Raw genomic sequence first — 16,379 nt, 5'->3', positions numbered from 1 at the left:
TATACATCAGATTAGCGCCTTCCAGTTCAGGAGGGTTTGGAGAGAAAGGCTTTATTCAAAAAATCGCTTAAATATAATATATAATTTTTCCCTAAAGCGTGGTTCTTCAATAGAATCTTCAAATTCAGGCTTGAATAATCATTAGCACCGAAACATCACTTGATCACCGGATTTTTATGATTTTGCTAAGCGTGGAACGATCTTCCATAACAATATGCAAAAAGTACATACCGGGATCAATATCGGGCCATTCCAATGAGATCTTCGGACTTACCAGTCGTTTTTCCTCAGCCAAAATACGCCCCTGCACATCCAGCAATTGCAGACGAACCGGTTCGTTGAGATGATCATCAAAACGAACCGTAAGTTGCCGGTAGAATGGGTTGGGAAAAATGGAGATCCCTAGTTCTGCCGGTTCGTACGTAGGTACCAGACACTGTGCGTCGCCGGCATCGAGAAAACCAAGCTGTAGGGTTCGGATGGTACCGCAGATGCCGGAATTATAAAGCGTATCGACGTATAAGCCGGCTTCGCCGTAACCGTAGAGACTGTCACCCGCGCAAATGGCCGTATCCACGGCAATGGTCGCCAGCGGAATTCTGTGGTAGTTGATCGTGACGATGGAATCACAGCCGTTAGTGGCGACGAGCGTGGACGTTTCGGTGGTCGTTATCGGAGGCCCCTGCAGGGTTTCATCGCAAATCGTGATATTGAGTGTGCTCTGATAAACGGGTAGTAATCGCAGTACCAGGGTTCGGGTTGAATCGCAGCCATTGCTGCCGGTAAAAGTATCGGTGTAGGTTCCGGGTACAGCGTACCCCTCCAAGCTTTCCCCTTCGCAGATCTCGCTTTCAATGGTAGTGCTGACCGGTGCCAAAACGGTAAGTTCTAAAGTGCGGATCGAATCGCAACCGCTGGCTGCGGTAAAGGTATCGGTGTACGTACCAGAAGCATCATAACCTTCGACATTTTCACCGGCACAAATTTCGCGGCTGATGGTGTTACTGATATTATCGTTGACGGTCAGGACAAGAGTCCTTACGGAATCACATCCATTAGCCGCAGTAAAGGTATCGGTATAGGTGCCGGACGCATCGTATCCTTCGACATTTCCACCGGCGCAGATTTCGCGGCTGATGGTGGTGCTGATATTCTCGTTGACGGTGAGCACGAGTGTTCGGGTAGAATCACATCCATTGGCTGCGGTGAAAGTATCAGTATACGTACCGGACGCATCGTATCCTTCGACATTTCCACCGGCACAAATTTCTCGACTGATAGAGGTGTTGATATTCTCGTTTACGGTCAGAACTAGCGTTCTGGTAGAATCACATCCATTAGCTGCGGTGAAAGTGTCAGTATACGTCCCAGACGCATCGTAACCTTCGACATTTCCACCGGAGCAGATTTCCCGGCTGATGGTCGTGCTGATGTTATCGTTGACGGTGAGTACGAGCGTTCGGGTGGAATCACACCTATTGGCTGCAGTGAAAGTATCAGTATAGGTACCGGAAGCATCATAGCCTTCGACATTTTCACCGGCACAGATCTCCCGGCTGATGGTGGTGCTGATGTTATCATTGACGATTAGTACGAGCGTTCGGGTGGAATCACACCCATTGGCTGCAGTGAAAGTATCAGTGTACGTACCAGCCGCATCGTAACCTTCTACATTTCCACCGGCGCAGATCTCCCGGCTGATGGTGGTGCTGATGTTATCGTTGACGATGAGTACGAGGGTTCTAGTGGAATCACACCCATTGGCTGCGGTGAAGGTATCCGTATAGGTACCCGAAGCATCGTAACCTTCGACATTTCCACCGGCGCAAATCTCCCGGCTAATGGTGGTGCTGATATTCTCGTTGACGGTCAGAACTAGCGTTCTGGTAGAATCACATCCGTTGGCCGCAGTGAAGGTATCGGTATAGGTGCCGGAAATGGAATATCCTTCTACGTTTCCACCGGCACAGATCTCCCGGTTAATGGTAGCGCTACTCGATTCCAAAACGGTCAGGATCAGCGTTCGGGTCGAGTCACAACCGTTGATGGTGGTGAATTGATCGACATAAATACCGCTGGCGGCGTATCCTTCAAAAGTTTCACCCGTGCAGATGGTCTGCTGGATCTCCGCCCGCAGTTCGGTGCAAATATAGGATACAAAGGTATTGACCACTTCGTTGGTCACGATGGCTTCGTTTCGGTCAAAGTAAATATTGGCCTGATTGGTGATCTGGGCCCCCTCTTCCAAATCCGGCAGCGCATTGATCTGGAACAGCACGTATCCCTGGCTACCCGTGAGATCAGTGGTGCTGTCCGGGAGTAAAATATCGTCAAAATAGAACGTCAGCATCCGGTCCTCAATCTCCGCGCGGTAGCGGTGACTGGCGCTCACGACCCGAAAGGTGTTTATGTCCAGTAGCGGATGTAATTCGTCGGTGATCCGGATATTGAAGGCGGTATCATTACCAGTGTTCTGAAAACGGACCAGGTATTCCAGTTCATCCTCGTCCATTAGCGTGAGATGGTCCGGGCCGTAGCCAATGGGATCAACCTGTTTATCGTTCGGGTCGAAAGAACAGCGAAGCAGTGAACGGTAGGTGTCCGTCTTACTAATGATATTAAATGCGTCTTGGATACTGGCCGAAAAGTAGAGGGAATCTCCAATGAACTGAGCCGTAGGCATGTGCAGAAAAAACTCAATTTTCCTTTTTTCCAGCGGAGCCAACCCGGAAAAATCCCACTTTAAGGTCTGGCCATCAATACTTGACGGAGGAACGGCCGCGGATACAAATTCGGTGCGATCGTCAATATTGAGTTCGATGCTACCATCGGTAGTGCCGTCACCGGTGTTTTCGTAGATGATCGAAAAACGGACCTGGTTATCGCAGCGGGTGATATTACTGAATAGCGCAAGGTCGAAATTTTGGACACCATTGACAAAGTTAAACGCAAAATCAATGCCGCTAAGCTGCTCGTTTCCGCTTATTTCTACGGTCTTGGGGCCCGCTGCTGTGGATTGAATGTTATCATCAAAATAGCTGGCTTCGAGCTGATAAGAACCCTCCGGTAAAATGATGGAATAATTGCCCGCCGCATTGGTGTACACATCAAAGTCGAAATCCGGACTGCTGATCCGGGCATTGGCTAAAGCCGGCTCGCCTTCGTCCCTTTGTCCATTCCCATTTATATCAATGTAAGCAGTGCCCGATACATTAAAATCCTCGGCCAGATTTTCGATCCAGAAAAATGCAGTGCCATCAAAGTACACGATATCGTCCCAACCATCATTATTGATGTCACCTTCCCCGGCAAGTACAGCCTGGACCTGATAGACCTGGGTGTCGGCGTGAAAGAAAAAGTTTTCCTCTTTGAATAGTCCAACTTCCAGAAATTCCGAACCAAAACCCAAATTATAATGGACCTGGTCTTTGTTCCCGTCCTTATCGAAATCGTGGTAAAAGAATTTTTCAGAAAGTATAACCTGTGATTCAAATAGCCTGGTTAGTGAATCATTCACCAGCTCGGTAATATGGTAGACGCCCGTTTCCTGCCCGGTAAAGAAATAATTTCCTACGATCAAGGTGTCATTGATAAATACGGAGTTGTCAGCAATCCAATTATCTCTGGATATGGGGGTAGGATCAATAAAGTTGGCATCGCCATCATTGAAAAATATACCGTAGTTCCCATCCCGATCGATCAATATGTCCGCCAGACCATCCTGATTAAGATCCTGCATATACATCAGCCCGAAGTCAAAATCCGTAAGTTCCGTAATCGCAAAATTGCCGGCACCATCGGTATTTTCCATGAGTTGCGGGGTGGAGTAAGGACGGTAGAGAATGTCGATATCACCGTCTTCGTCCATATCTTCAAAATGGACCAGCGGATTGGTGTACACTTCGCTTTCCAGCGAAACATAAAATGTTTCTTGAGCTTCAAAATGAGCGGTGGCACCAGTCCCCTCCTGAAAGAACTTGAGCCAGGTCAGGAATTTATATTCCCCTCCTTTTCCCAAAAGGATCAGATCCTCTACCCCATCACCATCCAGGTCGGCGTATTGTATAGCTGTTAAACTGTATTCACTGCTATTGATTTCCAGGTCGGTATTGCTAATGAGTTGCCAGCCGTTATTGGCCGGTCTGTAGATATAGGCAAAGACGGTATTACCCTGGATAGTGAACAGGTCATCATATCCGTCACCATTGGCATCGAATAAGCGGAATTGTTCCGGTGGTGAAAAACTCTGATCCAGGAGGAACTGCGGTTGCCCGAATTGACCAAGAGCGGAAATGGTAAATACAAATAAGAACAGGACAGTATGCGCATACCGTCGGAGCTGGGTAGCATATTTCATATACATCAGATTGGCGCCTTCTTTAAAAGAGGGGAAGGAAAAAGGCCTTATTAAAAAATTCAGAATAAATATAAGGCTTAGTTTCTCCTTTCCGGAAGCTTTTCCAATAGAATCCTTAAATTCAGGCTTGAATAAGCATTAGTATCATGGAAAAAGGAACCCGCCGGAGCGAACTGGCGAAATGGGTACGACTGTATACAAAAGACTTACTGCTATGGGCAATCAATAAGACCGCCGATCGTCATCTGGCGGAAGATCTGGTACAGGAAACTTTTCTGGCGGCTGCCGAAAACATGGAAGCATTTAAGGGCGACAGTCAGGTCCGCACCTGGCTGCTGGGTATCCTGAAGAATAAGATCGCCGAGTATTATACCCGCACACTGCGTAAGTACGTGGGGCGCCCCTTACCGATGGAAGACCTGAGTACCTATTTCGTAGCCGGAGGGCACTGGACAAAAGAAGCTCAGCCCAATGCCTGGGGCGCTTCTGCGGAAAACCTGACCGATATTCCGGCTTTCAACCGCATACTGGATAACTGCATAGAACATTTGCCCGAAATAATGAATGCCTGTATCCGGCTGAAATTCCTGGACGAAAAAAAAGGTGCACAAATTTGTCAGGAATTAGGAATAACTGCTACCAATTACTGGCAATTGATCCGGCGGGCCAAGCTCCAGCTGAGAGATTGTCTGGAAAATAACTGGTTTAAAGCTAAGTAATACGATCCATGATCAGAAAATTAATGCTGTCGTGCCGTGATGCCACGGCATTGATGGAAAAGAGATACCGGGAAGAGATCTCCTTTGCAGAGCGGATCCAGCTTGCTGTTCATGTGACTTTGTGCGCTGCCTGCAGACGGTATCAGAAACAAAGTGCCTGGCTCGAAGGGATCTTTCGATCCAGAGATCAGCAGATCATGGAGGAAGAGGTAGATCAGCAGGCCGGTGAGTTGGAAGAAAAGATCCTCCGGCAATTGGAGGAAAATGAATAAAATACCGTTCTTGCTGATCATTGGTAGATAACTTGTGGTTATACTATCGTTGCCCGACACAAAAGCACCGGTTATGAAAAAAAATAACACCTTTTGCGCACTGGCTTTTCTGGTGTGCTGCAGCCTGATCAATGCACCGGTTTTTGCCCAGACGGATCTACAGCAAAGAGTCTTTATCCTGGGAAATTTTGCTGATATCCCCGACAAATCCGAATTTCTTACCCAACTCGAACGGATCTTCAACACATCTTCCGCTCCCTTTACGCTGGTATTGAACGGAGACATGGTTTCCCAAAAAGTTAAGAAGGAAGGAGCTGCCGACCAGCTCGCTCCCCTGCACGCCGTGATCGACCTGGTCAATCGCCATCCGGAAGGAACATTGGTGATGGTACCCGGCGACCGCGACTGGAATGCCGGCCAACGGGGTGGAGAGAAAAGCGTAGTCCGACTGGAAGACGATATCAAAGATTACTGGGATGATATGGACGGCGACCGCTTTCACTGGGCGGGCGATAATGCCTGTCCTGGTCCCGAAGATTACGAAGTGGCCGAAGGTCTCGTGATCGCAGCCATCAATACCCAGTGGTGGAATCATCCCTACGATAAACCACAGGAAGCGGATGCGGAATGCGACGGACTTACCGCCGATAATCTCAAAGAAGCGATCGATGATATCATTGAAGAAAACAGAGATAAAAACCTGTTGATCGTCGGGCACCATCCCATCGTTTCGCTCGGCAACTACGGAGGATATTTTTCGCTCTGGGACCAGCTGAGTCCACTGCCGGTAATCGGTAGTTTTCGTACCGCTTACCACGCTAATGCGGGTAACCAGTTTGACCTGGCTAATCCTCGTCTGCAGGTCTATATCAACCTGATGGAAACGCTTTTGCACGCTCATGATAACCTGATCTATGCATCCGGGCACGAGGTGAACCAGCAGATCCTGACTTTCGGGAATAATTATCTGGTCAACAGCGGGGCACCGACCAAAGCAAAATTTGCTACCAGTAATAAGAATACCGTATACAGCGCCGCCGAAGCGGGTATTATGGAATTGGATTACGCCGCGGACGGCCAGGTGGAAGTCGTGCTGTGGACCGCTAAATCCGGGCAGGATATGCAGCGCGGTGAGGCCCGGACCTTATTTCAGTCGGCCTGCAGCCGAACGGCCGTGGAAACGGGCCTGGTCAATACCGCCTATGTACCCTGCAAGGATGTACTGGTGAAAGCGGACAGCATGGAACAGCACTACACCGAGACGGTCGAGTTTGCGGCAGGACCTGAATACAAGGCGAGTGCCTGGAAAAGACTCTGGTTCGGCGATCACTACCGCGATAGCTGGATGCAACCGGTGAAAGTGCATTATCTCGACCTGGATACGACTTTTGGTGGCCTGACCATCTACAAAAAAGGCGGTGGGCGGCAAACGACATCCCTGAAATTCAAATCCGGTAACGGCACGGAATTCACCTTCCGATCGGTCAATAAGGATCCGGTTAAGTCTCTGACCTACGATCTGCAGCAGACGATCGCCGCGGATGTCATCCGGGACCAGACCTCCAGTCAGCAACCCTACGGGGCGATGGCGGTTTCGTCGCTTCTGGATAAAGTCGACATTCTGCACGCGCATCCCAAGTTGTATCTCCTGCCGGATGATCCCAAACTGGGACCATTCCGACCAAAGTACGGTGGCCTTTTCGGCATGCTGGAAGAAAACCCGGGTAAAAAGAATAATGAGGATCAACTGTTCGGACAGGCGGACGAAATTGATAAAAGCGCGGCTATGTACCGCCATTTTTACAAGCACCAGCGGACAAAGATCGATCTGGAGGAATTCGTCCGGGCCCGCCTTTTCGATATGCTGATCGGTGACTGGAGTAAACACGAAGATAACTGGAAATGGGCGGGCTACGACCGCGATGATTTCCGGGTCTACCGCCCGATACCGCGCGATCGGGATCATGCCTTTTCCCGGCAGGACGGAATTATCAACTGGATTGCCGACCGACCTTTCGGTATTCCGACCATCCAGAATTTCGGCTATCACTTTCACGGGATCCGCAGCCTGACTTATCAGGCCCGGTATATGGATCGCTTTTTGTTGCAGGAAGCCGGCCGCGATATTTTTCTGGAACAGGCCCGATACCTGCAGGAGCATATTTCGGAAGCAGATATCGATTACGCCGTCCGGCAGATGCCGCCGGAAATTTACGAACTATCCGGAAAGGTCATTGCCGCCAAGCTGAAAAGCCGGATCGGTGAATTGGAGGAAGCTGCGCTGGTATACTACGATCAGTTGGCCGACGAAGTGGACGTAACCGGCTCCAACGACCGGGAATTCTTCGAGATAAGCTATTTACCGGAAGGTAATTTGAAAATAACCGTGTACTCCGTGGAGGATGACGAGAAAGGGAAGGCCATTCTTTACGACCGGACCTTCCTGCCGTCCGAAACCGACGAAGTACGGCTTTGGGGACTGGGTGATGACGACATCTTTTCCGCTACGGGCGGATCATCGCCGATACGGGTACGGGCTTTTGGCGGGCCGGGGGAAGATCATTTTCACGATCAGGCGCAGGCTACTACCCTGATGTACGATAAAGGAGATGGCACAGAATACGACCTGCAGGGCGGTGCCCGCAATGCCCATTTCTGGAATAAGGATATGTACGAATACAGCCGAATGCGCTTCGGGTACAACTATTCCTCACCGGTATTGGGCCTGGGATACAGCGGTGCTCTGGGCGTTGGCCTGAACCTGGGATATTTTTTCAAGATCCGCAAATTCGGGAAAGAGGATTACGCCAGTACGCATACCATTACGGTGGGAGCCACCACGGAGGGAAATAAGCGTGCCAGTTATCAGGGCCGTTTCCACCAGGTGATTCGCCGGTGGGACCTATTGTTGGGGGCGGATGTTAACGATACCAGTGTACGGAATCGCTTTTTCGGGATCGGGAACAATACGGAGAATTTCCAGAATGAATTTGGAGTGGAGTACTTTCAGCCGAAGTTGAGTAGTTTCCTGTTTTCGCTGGGATTGAGACGGGACTTCTGGCAGCAAAGCTACTTTTCCGTCCGCCTTGGTGTAGAACAGCAGGATTCCCGCGAGGTGGAAAATACGCTGCTGGCGGAAAACTTCGAAAATATTTACGGTGCACACCAGAAGTGGAAAATGATCCCGATGAGCCTGACGCTCGATCTGGATTTTCGGGATGAACCGGGGCTCCCCTACCGGGGTATTCGCGCCCTGGTCGGTTACGATCATTACAACATGCTGAACGAGGTGCCCGGCAGCAATACCTTCGGAACGGCTACGGGAGAGATTGAATACTACGTATCCAGCCGGAACCGGCATCCGGTCACGATCGGACTCCGGGTAGGTGGTGCATTTAGCTACGGAGATGTTCCCTGGTACAAACTCCCTACGCTGGGATCCACCAACGGTTTGCGGGGTTTTGTGGAAACCCGCTTTGCCGGTACTTCCAGCGCTTATTTCAATTCAGAGATCCGCTACCAACTTGCCGAAAAAACGACTTCCATCGTGCCGGTGAAGATTGGCATCAAGGCGTTTTATGATCGCGGCCGGGTATTTGTACGGGATCTGGAAGAGCGTCGGGACTGGCACGCCGGGTACGGTTTCGGGGTCTATCTGGTACCCTTGGATGAGTCTCTGGCGATCTCGCTCTCATTAGGTTTTTCCGAGGAGGAATCGGCTTATCCGATCTTTAGTATCGGTACTCCTTTGCGGTAATTTTTTAAAAAAAGTAAAATATTTTGTCAGGATTCGGAGGTGACGGTTACTAAAGGGTAAACAAAAGAATCCTGAATCATGATAAGCCTAGATTTCAATCGCGAAAACCTGTCCCCTACGATGCCCATGGTGTTCAATCAGGCCAACTGTGCGGCCCTGTTTGATAAAATGCCGGAGGAAACTTTTAAAAGAGGGAAAGTCATTTTCTGGAACAGACAGTCTTCTTTTAAGTATGTCTATCTGGTCACCGAAGGAATGGTCAAGATCTCTTCCTTACACCAACAGAAAGAGTTGTTGGAGGACTATTTTCAGGAGGGCGAGATCCTGAATTGCCAGGCCATATTCGGCGATCAGCCCACTTCGCTTTGTGCCGTGGCCATGGTCTCGAATACGACGATCAAAAAAATTCCGCTGCCTCTGTTCCGGCAGGCGATCCGATCCAACCATCATCTCTACGAGGAAGTGCTCGATAACCTTTCTGCTTCCCTGAAACGCACTCAGGATCGACTATTGCGCATGACGCTGCTCAGTGCGAATCAAAGGGTTTACCATTTCCTGGCCAGTCACGCTCTGAAATCCGGTCGTAAGGTAGGTTTCGAATACGTGATCAAGCCGGTACTAACCCATCTGGAGATCGGCAATATCGCCGGCGTGGGCCGGCAAACGGTTACCACCGTACTGAATGATCTGCGCCGTGACGGTATCATCCACTTCAATCGCCGTTACCTGATCGTGCGGGATCTGGAAGCGCTGTTGGAAAGATCCAGAGTAGAACAATAAGGAAAAGGATCGTGATCCCGGGACAGGCATAAAGGCAATGTGTTGCCATTTACTGTTTAATGGTTTTGTTTGCTCCCCACTCGGGAGCTACAGATTTCCCGGTATTCTTTGTCTCAATTGTTTCGTCGTAACGGCGGTGCCAGCTCAGCGGTCTTGCAAAATTCTGACCCGAGCGTAATACCCGGGCATCCGGATGATTTTCGAGTACATCGCCCCAGGTGGTCTGTTTCCATAATGCCTCATCGAGGACGATCATTTCGGTGCCCTTCATTTTTCCGGAAACGGCTTCGCCGATGAGGGGCCACCAGAGACTTTCCGTTTCCCGGTCCCACATAACGAACCCGTCCATACCGTCCCAAACCTTCGGATCAAAATAGGTATAGCCGCTCAGGGCAAAAGTGTATTCCCGTCCGCCGATCGTACGATCGTACATCGCCCCGAGATCCGCCAGAATACAGTAGGCGGCAAACACCGGTCTGCCGTCAATAACATCATTGACCACTTCGTGACGGGTGAGGTCTTTTATGGAGTAAGCCCGGGTGTCGTTACCGATCCGGGCCACCAGGAAGCGGTCATTTTTTTGCCAGATTGCATTGGCGGTCTCGACCGAAATAAACTCCGGTTCCAGCAATGCCGGAAAAGCCTCCCGTCCCAGACCGTAATGAAACTGTTCGATCTTCAGGTCGCAGTTGGTTACATCGAAATGCTGATCTGCCCGTTCTCCACCGAAGAGATATTTACGATCATCTTTAGTGAAAAATTTACCGTTCAGTAATGCGGAAGGGCGGTTGGGTTTGGAGGCCACGGTTTCGGTTTCACCGGGTGACTGTACCGATCCGGCCGGATTGCAGGCTATCGTCCAAAGCAGACCGCTTAGCAGGAATAGTAGAGGGTATAATTTCATCGTAACTCATCATGGTTGATGCGTGCTGTACGCAACGGTGAAGTACACTAGTTCCAGGATGAATAAATTACGAATTTTTGTGAAAGCTGCCGGGACAATGAAAGCATTATGTCCCGGCAGCTACAGATCAGCAGTCGTTATTCATATTTTAAGGCTTCTACCGGACTTCCCATCGCCGCCCGCAATGACTGAAAACCGGACGTCAGGAAAGTCATGAAAATGGCTACCAGTGCCGCCACGGCAAAGGGCAGCCAGCCGATCTGAATGCGGTAGGTGAAATCCTGCAGCCAGCCTTCCAGCAACCAGTAGGCAATTGGCGCTGAAATCACAAAGCCGATCAACAACAGCTTGGAAAATTCCCTGGTCAGCAGCAGCACTAGATTACCGGTAGTTGCTCCGAATACCCGCCGAATACCGATCTCTTTGGTGCGCTGTTCGGCCATAAAAGCGGATAGTCCCAGGATGCCCATTCCCGCAATAAAGATAGCGAGCAGCGTGAAGAAGGTAAAGATGTTGAAAAATCGTTCTTCGGTGCGGTACATATCATCGATGCGATCGTCCAGAAAGCTAAAATCGTACAATTCTTCGGGCGCGAACTGTACCCATTTTGCCTTTACATCCGCGAGGGTTTCCCGGATGTTGTTGCCGCTCAGGCGCAGGGTCATCCAGTTGAGCCAGGTTTTCGATACGTAGTAGGCGACGGGTTGCACATCGTTGTACAGCGATTCGTGGTTGTAATCCCGGATCACCCCGATCACTTTGCCGGTACGCGGCACCCAGCTTCCGGCGTTGAACTCGCTGGTCTCAAACCACTTCCCGACGGGGTCCTCCCAGCCGATAAGGTCCACAGCCGCCTGGTTGAGGACAAAAGCGCTGGTATCATCGCTGACAAATTCGCGGGAAAAATTGCGGCCTTCGGCAAAATCTACTTCCAGCGTACGCAGGAAATCGTGGTCGGTAGTGACGATCTTGATGCTGTTCCGTCCGTTGGGGTCCGGTTCGTACTGCTCCGCTTTGAAACCCAGGTTACTGCTCAGTCGGCCGGTCAGTTGCTTATTGGAGGCACCGACTTCCAGAATATCGGGGTTGGCCTTCAATTGGGTTTTTAGCGCTTCGTATTGATCCAGGTCCGGAATGGGAACCATGATCAGGTTTTCCTGATTCATCCCCAGATCTTTAGATTTCAGGAAGTCCCATTGTTTGAAGACCACTACCGTTGCGAAAATGAGGATCACGGAAATGGCGAACTGAAAGATCACCAAAAACCGCCGCAATAAACCGCTAACACCCTGCGTGAAATTTTCCCTGAACACGCCAATAGCCTGGAAAGAGGAAAGATAAAATGCCGGATAGCTGCCCGAGATCACGCCTACCAGCAGGGTGATACCCAGAAACAGCAACAGGACCTCCGGGTTGACCAGCGGATTGAGCGTCAGGCTTTTTTCCATAAAACCGTTGAAGGCCGGCAGTGCGATCAGGGCCAGCACAAAACCTACAACGAGCCCGAAAAAGGCAATGAGCACAGATTCGCTCAAAAACTGACCGATCAGTGCCGAGCGCGGTGCGCCCAGGGTTTTGCGAACGCCGATCTCCAGGGCCCGTTTGATAGAACGGGCGGTAGCCAGGTTCATATAGTTGATGCTGGCCAGCAGAATAATAAAGATGGCAATAGCCGAAGAAATATAAATGTAGCGGATGTCACTATTGGCCTGGATCTCGCCGGGTAAGTTCGAATGCAGGTGAATATCGGTCATCTTTTGCAGTTCGATCCCTACGCCTTCGGATGAACCTTCTCCCATGTTCTTTTCGATAAATTCCGGAAAGCGGGCCTCAATATGTTCGGCCGTCATGCCTTCGGGAAGCAGCAGATAGGTGTAGGAACTTCCCTCTCCCCAGTTGTTCAAGACCAGCTGGTTGAAAACCGACTTACCCGTTTCCATGGAGATAAAAATGTTGGCGGAAAGGTGGGTATTGGTCGGCGGATCTTTAAAGATACCGGTCACCTGCACGTTGTGCTGATCATCGACGATCAGGGATTTTCCAATGGGGTTTTCCTGCCCGAAGTATTTTTCGGCAATACTTTCCGAAAGTACCGCTGTAAAGGGTTCCTTCAGTGCAGTTTGTTCATCTCCCCGGATCAACTCGTAATCAAATACCTCAAAGATCTCCGCATCCGCCAGAAACATCTGATCTTCCTGAAAATCTATTTCATTGTAGGAAACCAGTGAGCCGGGAGATGCTACGAAGCGCACAACCTGTTCCAGTTCCGGAAAATCCGTTTTCAACGCAGGCTGTAAACGATACGGATTGATGGGGTGGCGTTGTCCCTGTCCGTTTTGGTTGCCCCATACCATGAGGGTCCGGTAGATGCGGTCCGCTTTAGTGTGGTGTTTGTCATAGCTCAATTCGTCCTTAACGAAAAGCATGATCAACAGGCAGATGGCCAGTCCGATAGCCAGCCCGAGAATGTTGATGGCCGAATAGAATTTCTGTTTGGAAATGTTGCGTAAGGCAACTTTTAGGTAACTGTAAAACATCGTTCGGGTGATTTTGGTAATGAAGTTATCCGTGAAACTGATCGCTTCACCGGATTCGATCTGCTGTATTCGACGTGTAGTGGTTGGATCCTCGCGGTGTTTAAGACGACAGGTCCCAAACCACGACAGGTGAATATTTTGGTTGGTTTTTTGGGATCAGAAGGCGCCGGATCATAACCAGCCGGTAGCCGAAAAATGGGGAAAGACCGCAGGTATCTGAATGAAGTACGTAACCGGGGAAGCGCTTTAGCAGAGCCTTTATACCGTGGATTATTGATCCGTTTTTTTAGGCGGTCTATCCATCAGCAAAGACTCCTGGAATTTGAAAAGGTTTCTTCCGGAAGGACAATTTTGATCGTAAAAACTTAAAAATCAATTGCTTTTTGCCTATTTGCTAGACAGTTTCGCGCATTTTATAGACAGATGAGCAAATGGTGGTATTTTTTAAATCCTACCTTTATCGAATTCAGGACGAACAAACCACCTAAGACAAGCCAATGCAAAATTTCAACATACCCTTACACCTGTTGCCTCTTCTGTTATTGTGCTTATGCCCTCCGTTATTCGGACAGCAATTGCCCGATATCGTGATCTACCTGGCCGATGATCTGTCGCGGTCGGATATCTCCGTGTACAACCCAAAAGGTATCCCCACTCCGAATCTCGAACAATTGGCCGGGGAAGGAATGGTTTTTGACCGGGCTTTTGTCGCTTCTCCGTCCTGTGCACCCAGCCGAGCAGCTCTGCTTACCGGACTGATGCCGGCACGAAACGGCGCAGAACGCAATCACTCTTATCCGCAGGCATCGACCCTCAAGCTGACTACCCTTCTGCAGGATCTGGGGTACGAAGTGCTCTCTTTCGGAAAGATCGCCCACGGCGGTAAACGGGAATTGATCGAACCCTATGGATTTGATTACATCGAGCCCAAACCAACCGGCCTGCCGGATCTGGTGAAAGCCTATTTTGATAAAAGGAAAAGTGAGCAACCAGTTTGCCTGATGGTGGGCGACCGGCGGCCGCACGTGCGCTGGACGACCGAAATGGATTTTGATCCCGCTGAACTGGACTTACCGCCCTTTTTACTGGATACTCCGGAAACCCGGGCGCACTGGGCGCGCTACGCTACGGATATTAAAGGAATGGACGAAGATCTGGGCTTGATCCGCCAGTACGCCCGGGAATGGTTCGGAGAGGATCATATTTTCCTGTTTTCCGGAGATCACGGGAGCCAGTGGCCGTTCGGAAAATGGAATCTTTACGATTACGGTATCCGGGTACCGTTCCTGATCTCCTGGCCGGAACGGATCGCTGCCGGTAGCCAGACGGACGCCATGATCTCCTGGGTGGATATTTTTCCCACATTGATCGATCTGGTCGGCGGGCAATATCCGGATACTCTGGACGGCCGGTCTTTCCGCAACATCCTTGCGGAGCCGCAACAAACCCACCGGGAAATGATCTTCACCACCCACAATGAGGACGGACAGTTCAATGTTTATCCAATCCGGTCCGTGCGCGGGGAGCGCTATAAGTATATCATCAATCTCATGCCTGCCAATTACCACAGTAATCATTCCGACATCAATCGTTTTGACGGGGCGGGAGCCTATTGGGATTCCTGGGATGCAACGGAAAAAAGCAACCCGATCGCGGCGGATCTCATTCATCGGTACTTCGTCCGGCCGCAGGAAGAATTATACGATCTGGCCACCGACCCGATGGAACAGCACAACCTGGCCGGCCAGCCGGCATACGAGGAACTGCTGGCGGAGATGCGTGCCCAACTGAACGTCTGGATGGAAGCACAACAGGATAGCCAAAAAGTAAAAGGAACGCCTTATCCGGTATCGGGGCCACGGCCAAGCCAGGCTATGGTCCGTGAGCACCGGGAATAGGAATGATCCAACGTAACTCCCCGAAAAAACATCCGTTATAAACAGGAAGAAAAAACCGTACCTATGCCCTATTATCAGTACCTGCGCAATGTATCTCCGGCAGAAAGAGTGCGGACCTGTGATGGTCTGCTGCGTCTGAAAACTGCCCTCGGACAACAGATACCCCGAAAAACCACCGCCGAAAACCTGTTGATCGCCACCTGGAATATCCGGGAGTTCGACAGCAATCGCTACGGCAAACGCATGGAAGAGGCGATCTACTACATCGCGGAGATTATCGACCATTTTGATCTGGTGGCCGTTCAGGAAGTGAATGAGGATCTGGAAGGGATCAACCGCGTGCGGCGGGTACTGGGTTCTGCCTGGAAACTGATGTTTTCGGATGTAACGGAAGGTAGTTCGGGTAACCAGGAGCGACTGGCATTTCTGTACGACAGCCGTAAACTTTCCTTTACCGGTTTGGCCGGAGAACTGGTCGTACCACCCCTGGAATTGAAAGATGAAGCGGGTAAAACCGTTTATCAGGCCCAGAATCAACTGGCCCGGACGCCCATTATCGTCGGACTGCGCACCAGCTGGTTTAAATTCATGATCGCCACGGTGCATATCCTCTACGGTAAAAAGGCCAATGAAGATCCGCTGCGAGTGGAGGAAGTGCGGGTACTTTCGGATTTTCTGGCGCAGCGCGCCGACAATGTGCACGCCCATTCGAATAACCTCATCCTGCTGGGCGATTTCAATATTTATAAACCGAATAATGAGACCTTCAGCGAGATCACCCGTAACTTTTATATCCCGCCGGCCCTGCAGAACCTACCCAGTAATGTAAGCCAGAATAAATATTACGACCAGATCGCCTTCCGCGGCTATGTGCCGAATTACCTGATCCACGGAGGGATATTCAACTATTACGACTACGTATACCGGGTAGAAGATGAAAGCGAGTATGCCGTCAACATGCCCGATACTTATCATCACAAAACGGAAGCGGAGGATAAAGCCCGCTATTTCAAAACCTACTGGCGCACCCACCAGATGTCCGATCACCTGCCGATGTGGGTCGAGTTAAAGATCGATTTTAGCGTTAGTTACCTCAATAACTTAAAAGATCAAAGCGAAGATTTCCTGAATAATGAACCGGAAGACGAGGATTAA

The 16,379-nt window shown here is 50.2% G+C and carries 9 protein-coding genes; 6 read left to right on the top strand and 3 right to left on the bottom strand.

The window, feature by feature from the left end; genetic code table 11:
• Positions 1-163 precede the first annotated feature (163 nt).
• The gene (locus CRP01_RS25625; RefSeq protein WP_170110538.1) at positions 164-4,357 is read right to left on the bottom strand and encodes a T9SS type A sorting domain-containing protein; all 4,194 of its coding nucleotides are present in this window, start codon (positions 4,355-4,357) and stop codon (positions 164-166) included.
• A 146-nt stretch (positions 4,358-4,503) separates the two neighbouring features.
• Here CRP01_RS25625 and CRP01_RS25620 point away from each other — a divergent pair, with 146 nt between their 5' ends.
• The 4 genes from CRP01_RS25620 to CRP01_RS25605 all read left to right on the top strand — a co-directional run bounded on the left by CRP01_RS25620 (position 4,504) and on the right by CRP01_RS25605 (position 9,885).
• Positions 4,504-5,076: a sigma-70 family RNA polymerase sigma factor gene (locus CRP01_RS25620; RefSeq protein WP_099152971.1), complete on the top strand. Its 573-nt coding sequence runs from the start codon at positions 4,504-4,506 to the stop codon at positions 5,074-5,076.
• Between the two features lie 8 nt (positions 5,077-5,084).
• Complete coding sequence (locus CRP01_RS25615; protein ID WP_143473533.1) at positions 5,085-5,348, top strand: anti-sigma factor family protein; 264 nt, start codon at positions 5,085-5,087, stop codon at positions 5,346-5,348.
• A gap of 73 nt (positions 5,349-5,421) precedes the next feature.
• The gene (locus tag CRP01_RS25610; protein ID WP_099152969.1) at positions 5,422-9,105 is read left to right on the top strand and encodes a BamA/TamA family outer membrane protein; all 3,684 of its coding nucleotides are present in this window, start codon (positions 5,422-5,424) and stop codon (positions 9,103-9,105) included.
• Positions 9,106-9,183: 78 nt separating this feature from the next.
• Positions 9,184-9,885, top strand: a complete 702-nt coding sequence (locus tag CRP01_RS25605) for a Crp/Fnr family transcriptional regulator (protein ID WP_099152968.1) — start codon at positions 9,184-9,186, stop codon at positions 9,883-9,885.
• Between the two features lie 49 nt (positions 9,886-9,934).
• On the opposite strand, the gene CRP01_RS25600 is transcribed toward CRP01_RS25605, so the two are convergent.
• Both CRP01_RS25600 and CRP01_RS25595 read right to left on the bottom strand, forming a co-directional pair.
• The gene (locus CRP01_RS25600) at positions 9,935-10,789 is read right to left on the bottom strand and encodes a DUF3179 domain-containing (seleno)protein (protein WP_099152967.1); all 855 of its coding nucleotides are present in this window, start codon (positions 10,787-10,789) and stop codon (positions 9,935-9,937) included.
• Between the two features lie 137 nt (positions 10,790-10,926).
• Positions 10,927-13,326: an ABC transporter permease gene (locus tag CRP01_RS25595; protein WP_099152966.1), complete on the bottom strand. Its 2,400-nt coding sequence runs from the start codon at positions 13,324-13,326 to the stop codon at positions 10,927-10,929.
• A gap of 497 nt (positions 13,327-13,823) precedes the next feature.
• On the opposite strand from CRP01_RS25595, the gene CRP01_RS25590 reads away from it, so the two are divergent.
• Together CRP01_RS25590 and CRP01_RS25585 are read left to right on the top strand one after the other, a co-directional pair.
• Entirely contained in the window at positions 13,824-15,224 is a 1,401-nt protein-coding gene (locus CRP01_RS25590; protein WP_099152965.1) for a sulfatase family protein, read from the top strand.
• Positions 15,225-15,287: 63 nt separating this feature from the next.
• Positions 15,288-16,379, top strand: coding sequence for an endonuclease/exonuclease/phosphatase family protein (locus tag CRP01_RS25585; RefSeq protein ID WP_099152964.1), 1,092 nt, complete (start codon positions 15,288-15,290; stop codon positions 16,377-16,379).

It is taken from the genome of Flavilitoribacter nigricans DSM 23189 = NBRC 102662, from assembly GCF_002646595.1.
GTDB classification, from domain to species: domain Bacteria; phylum Bacteroidota; class Bacteroidia; order Chitinophagales; family Saprospiraceae; genus Flavilitoribacter; species Flavilitoribacter nigricans.
This window is presented reverse-complemented; position numbering and strand designations above follow the sequence as displayed.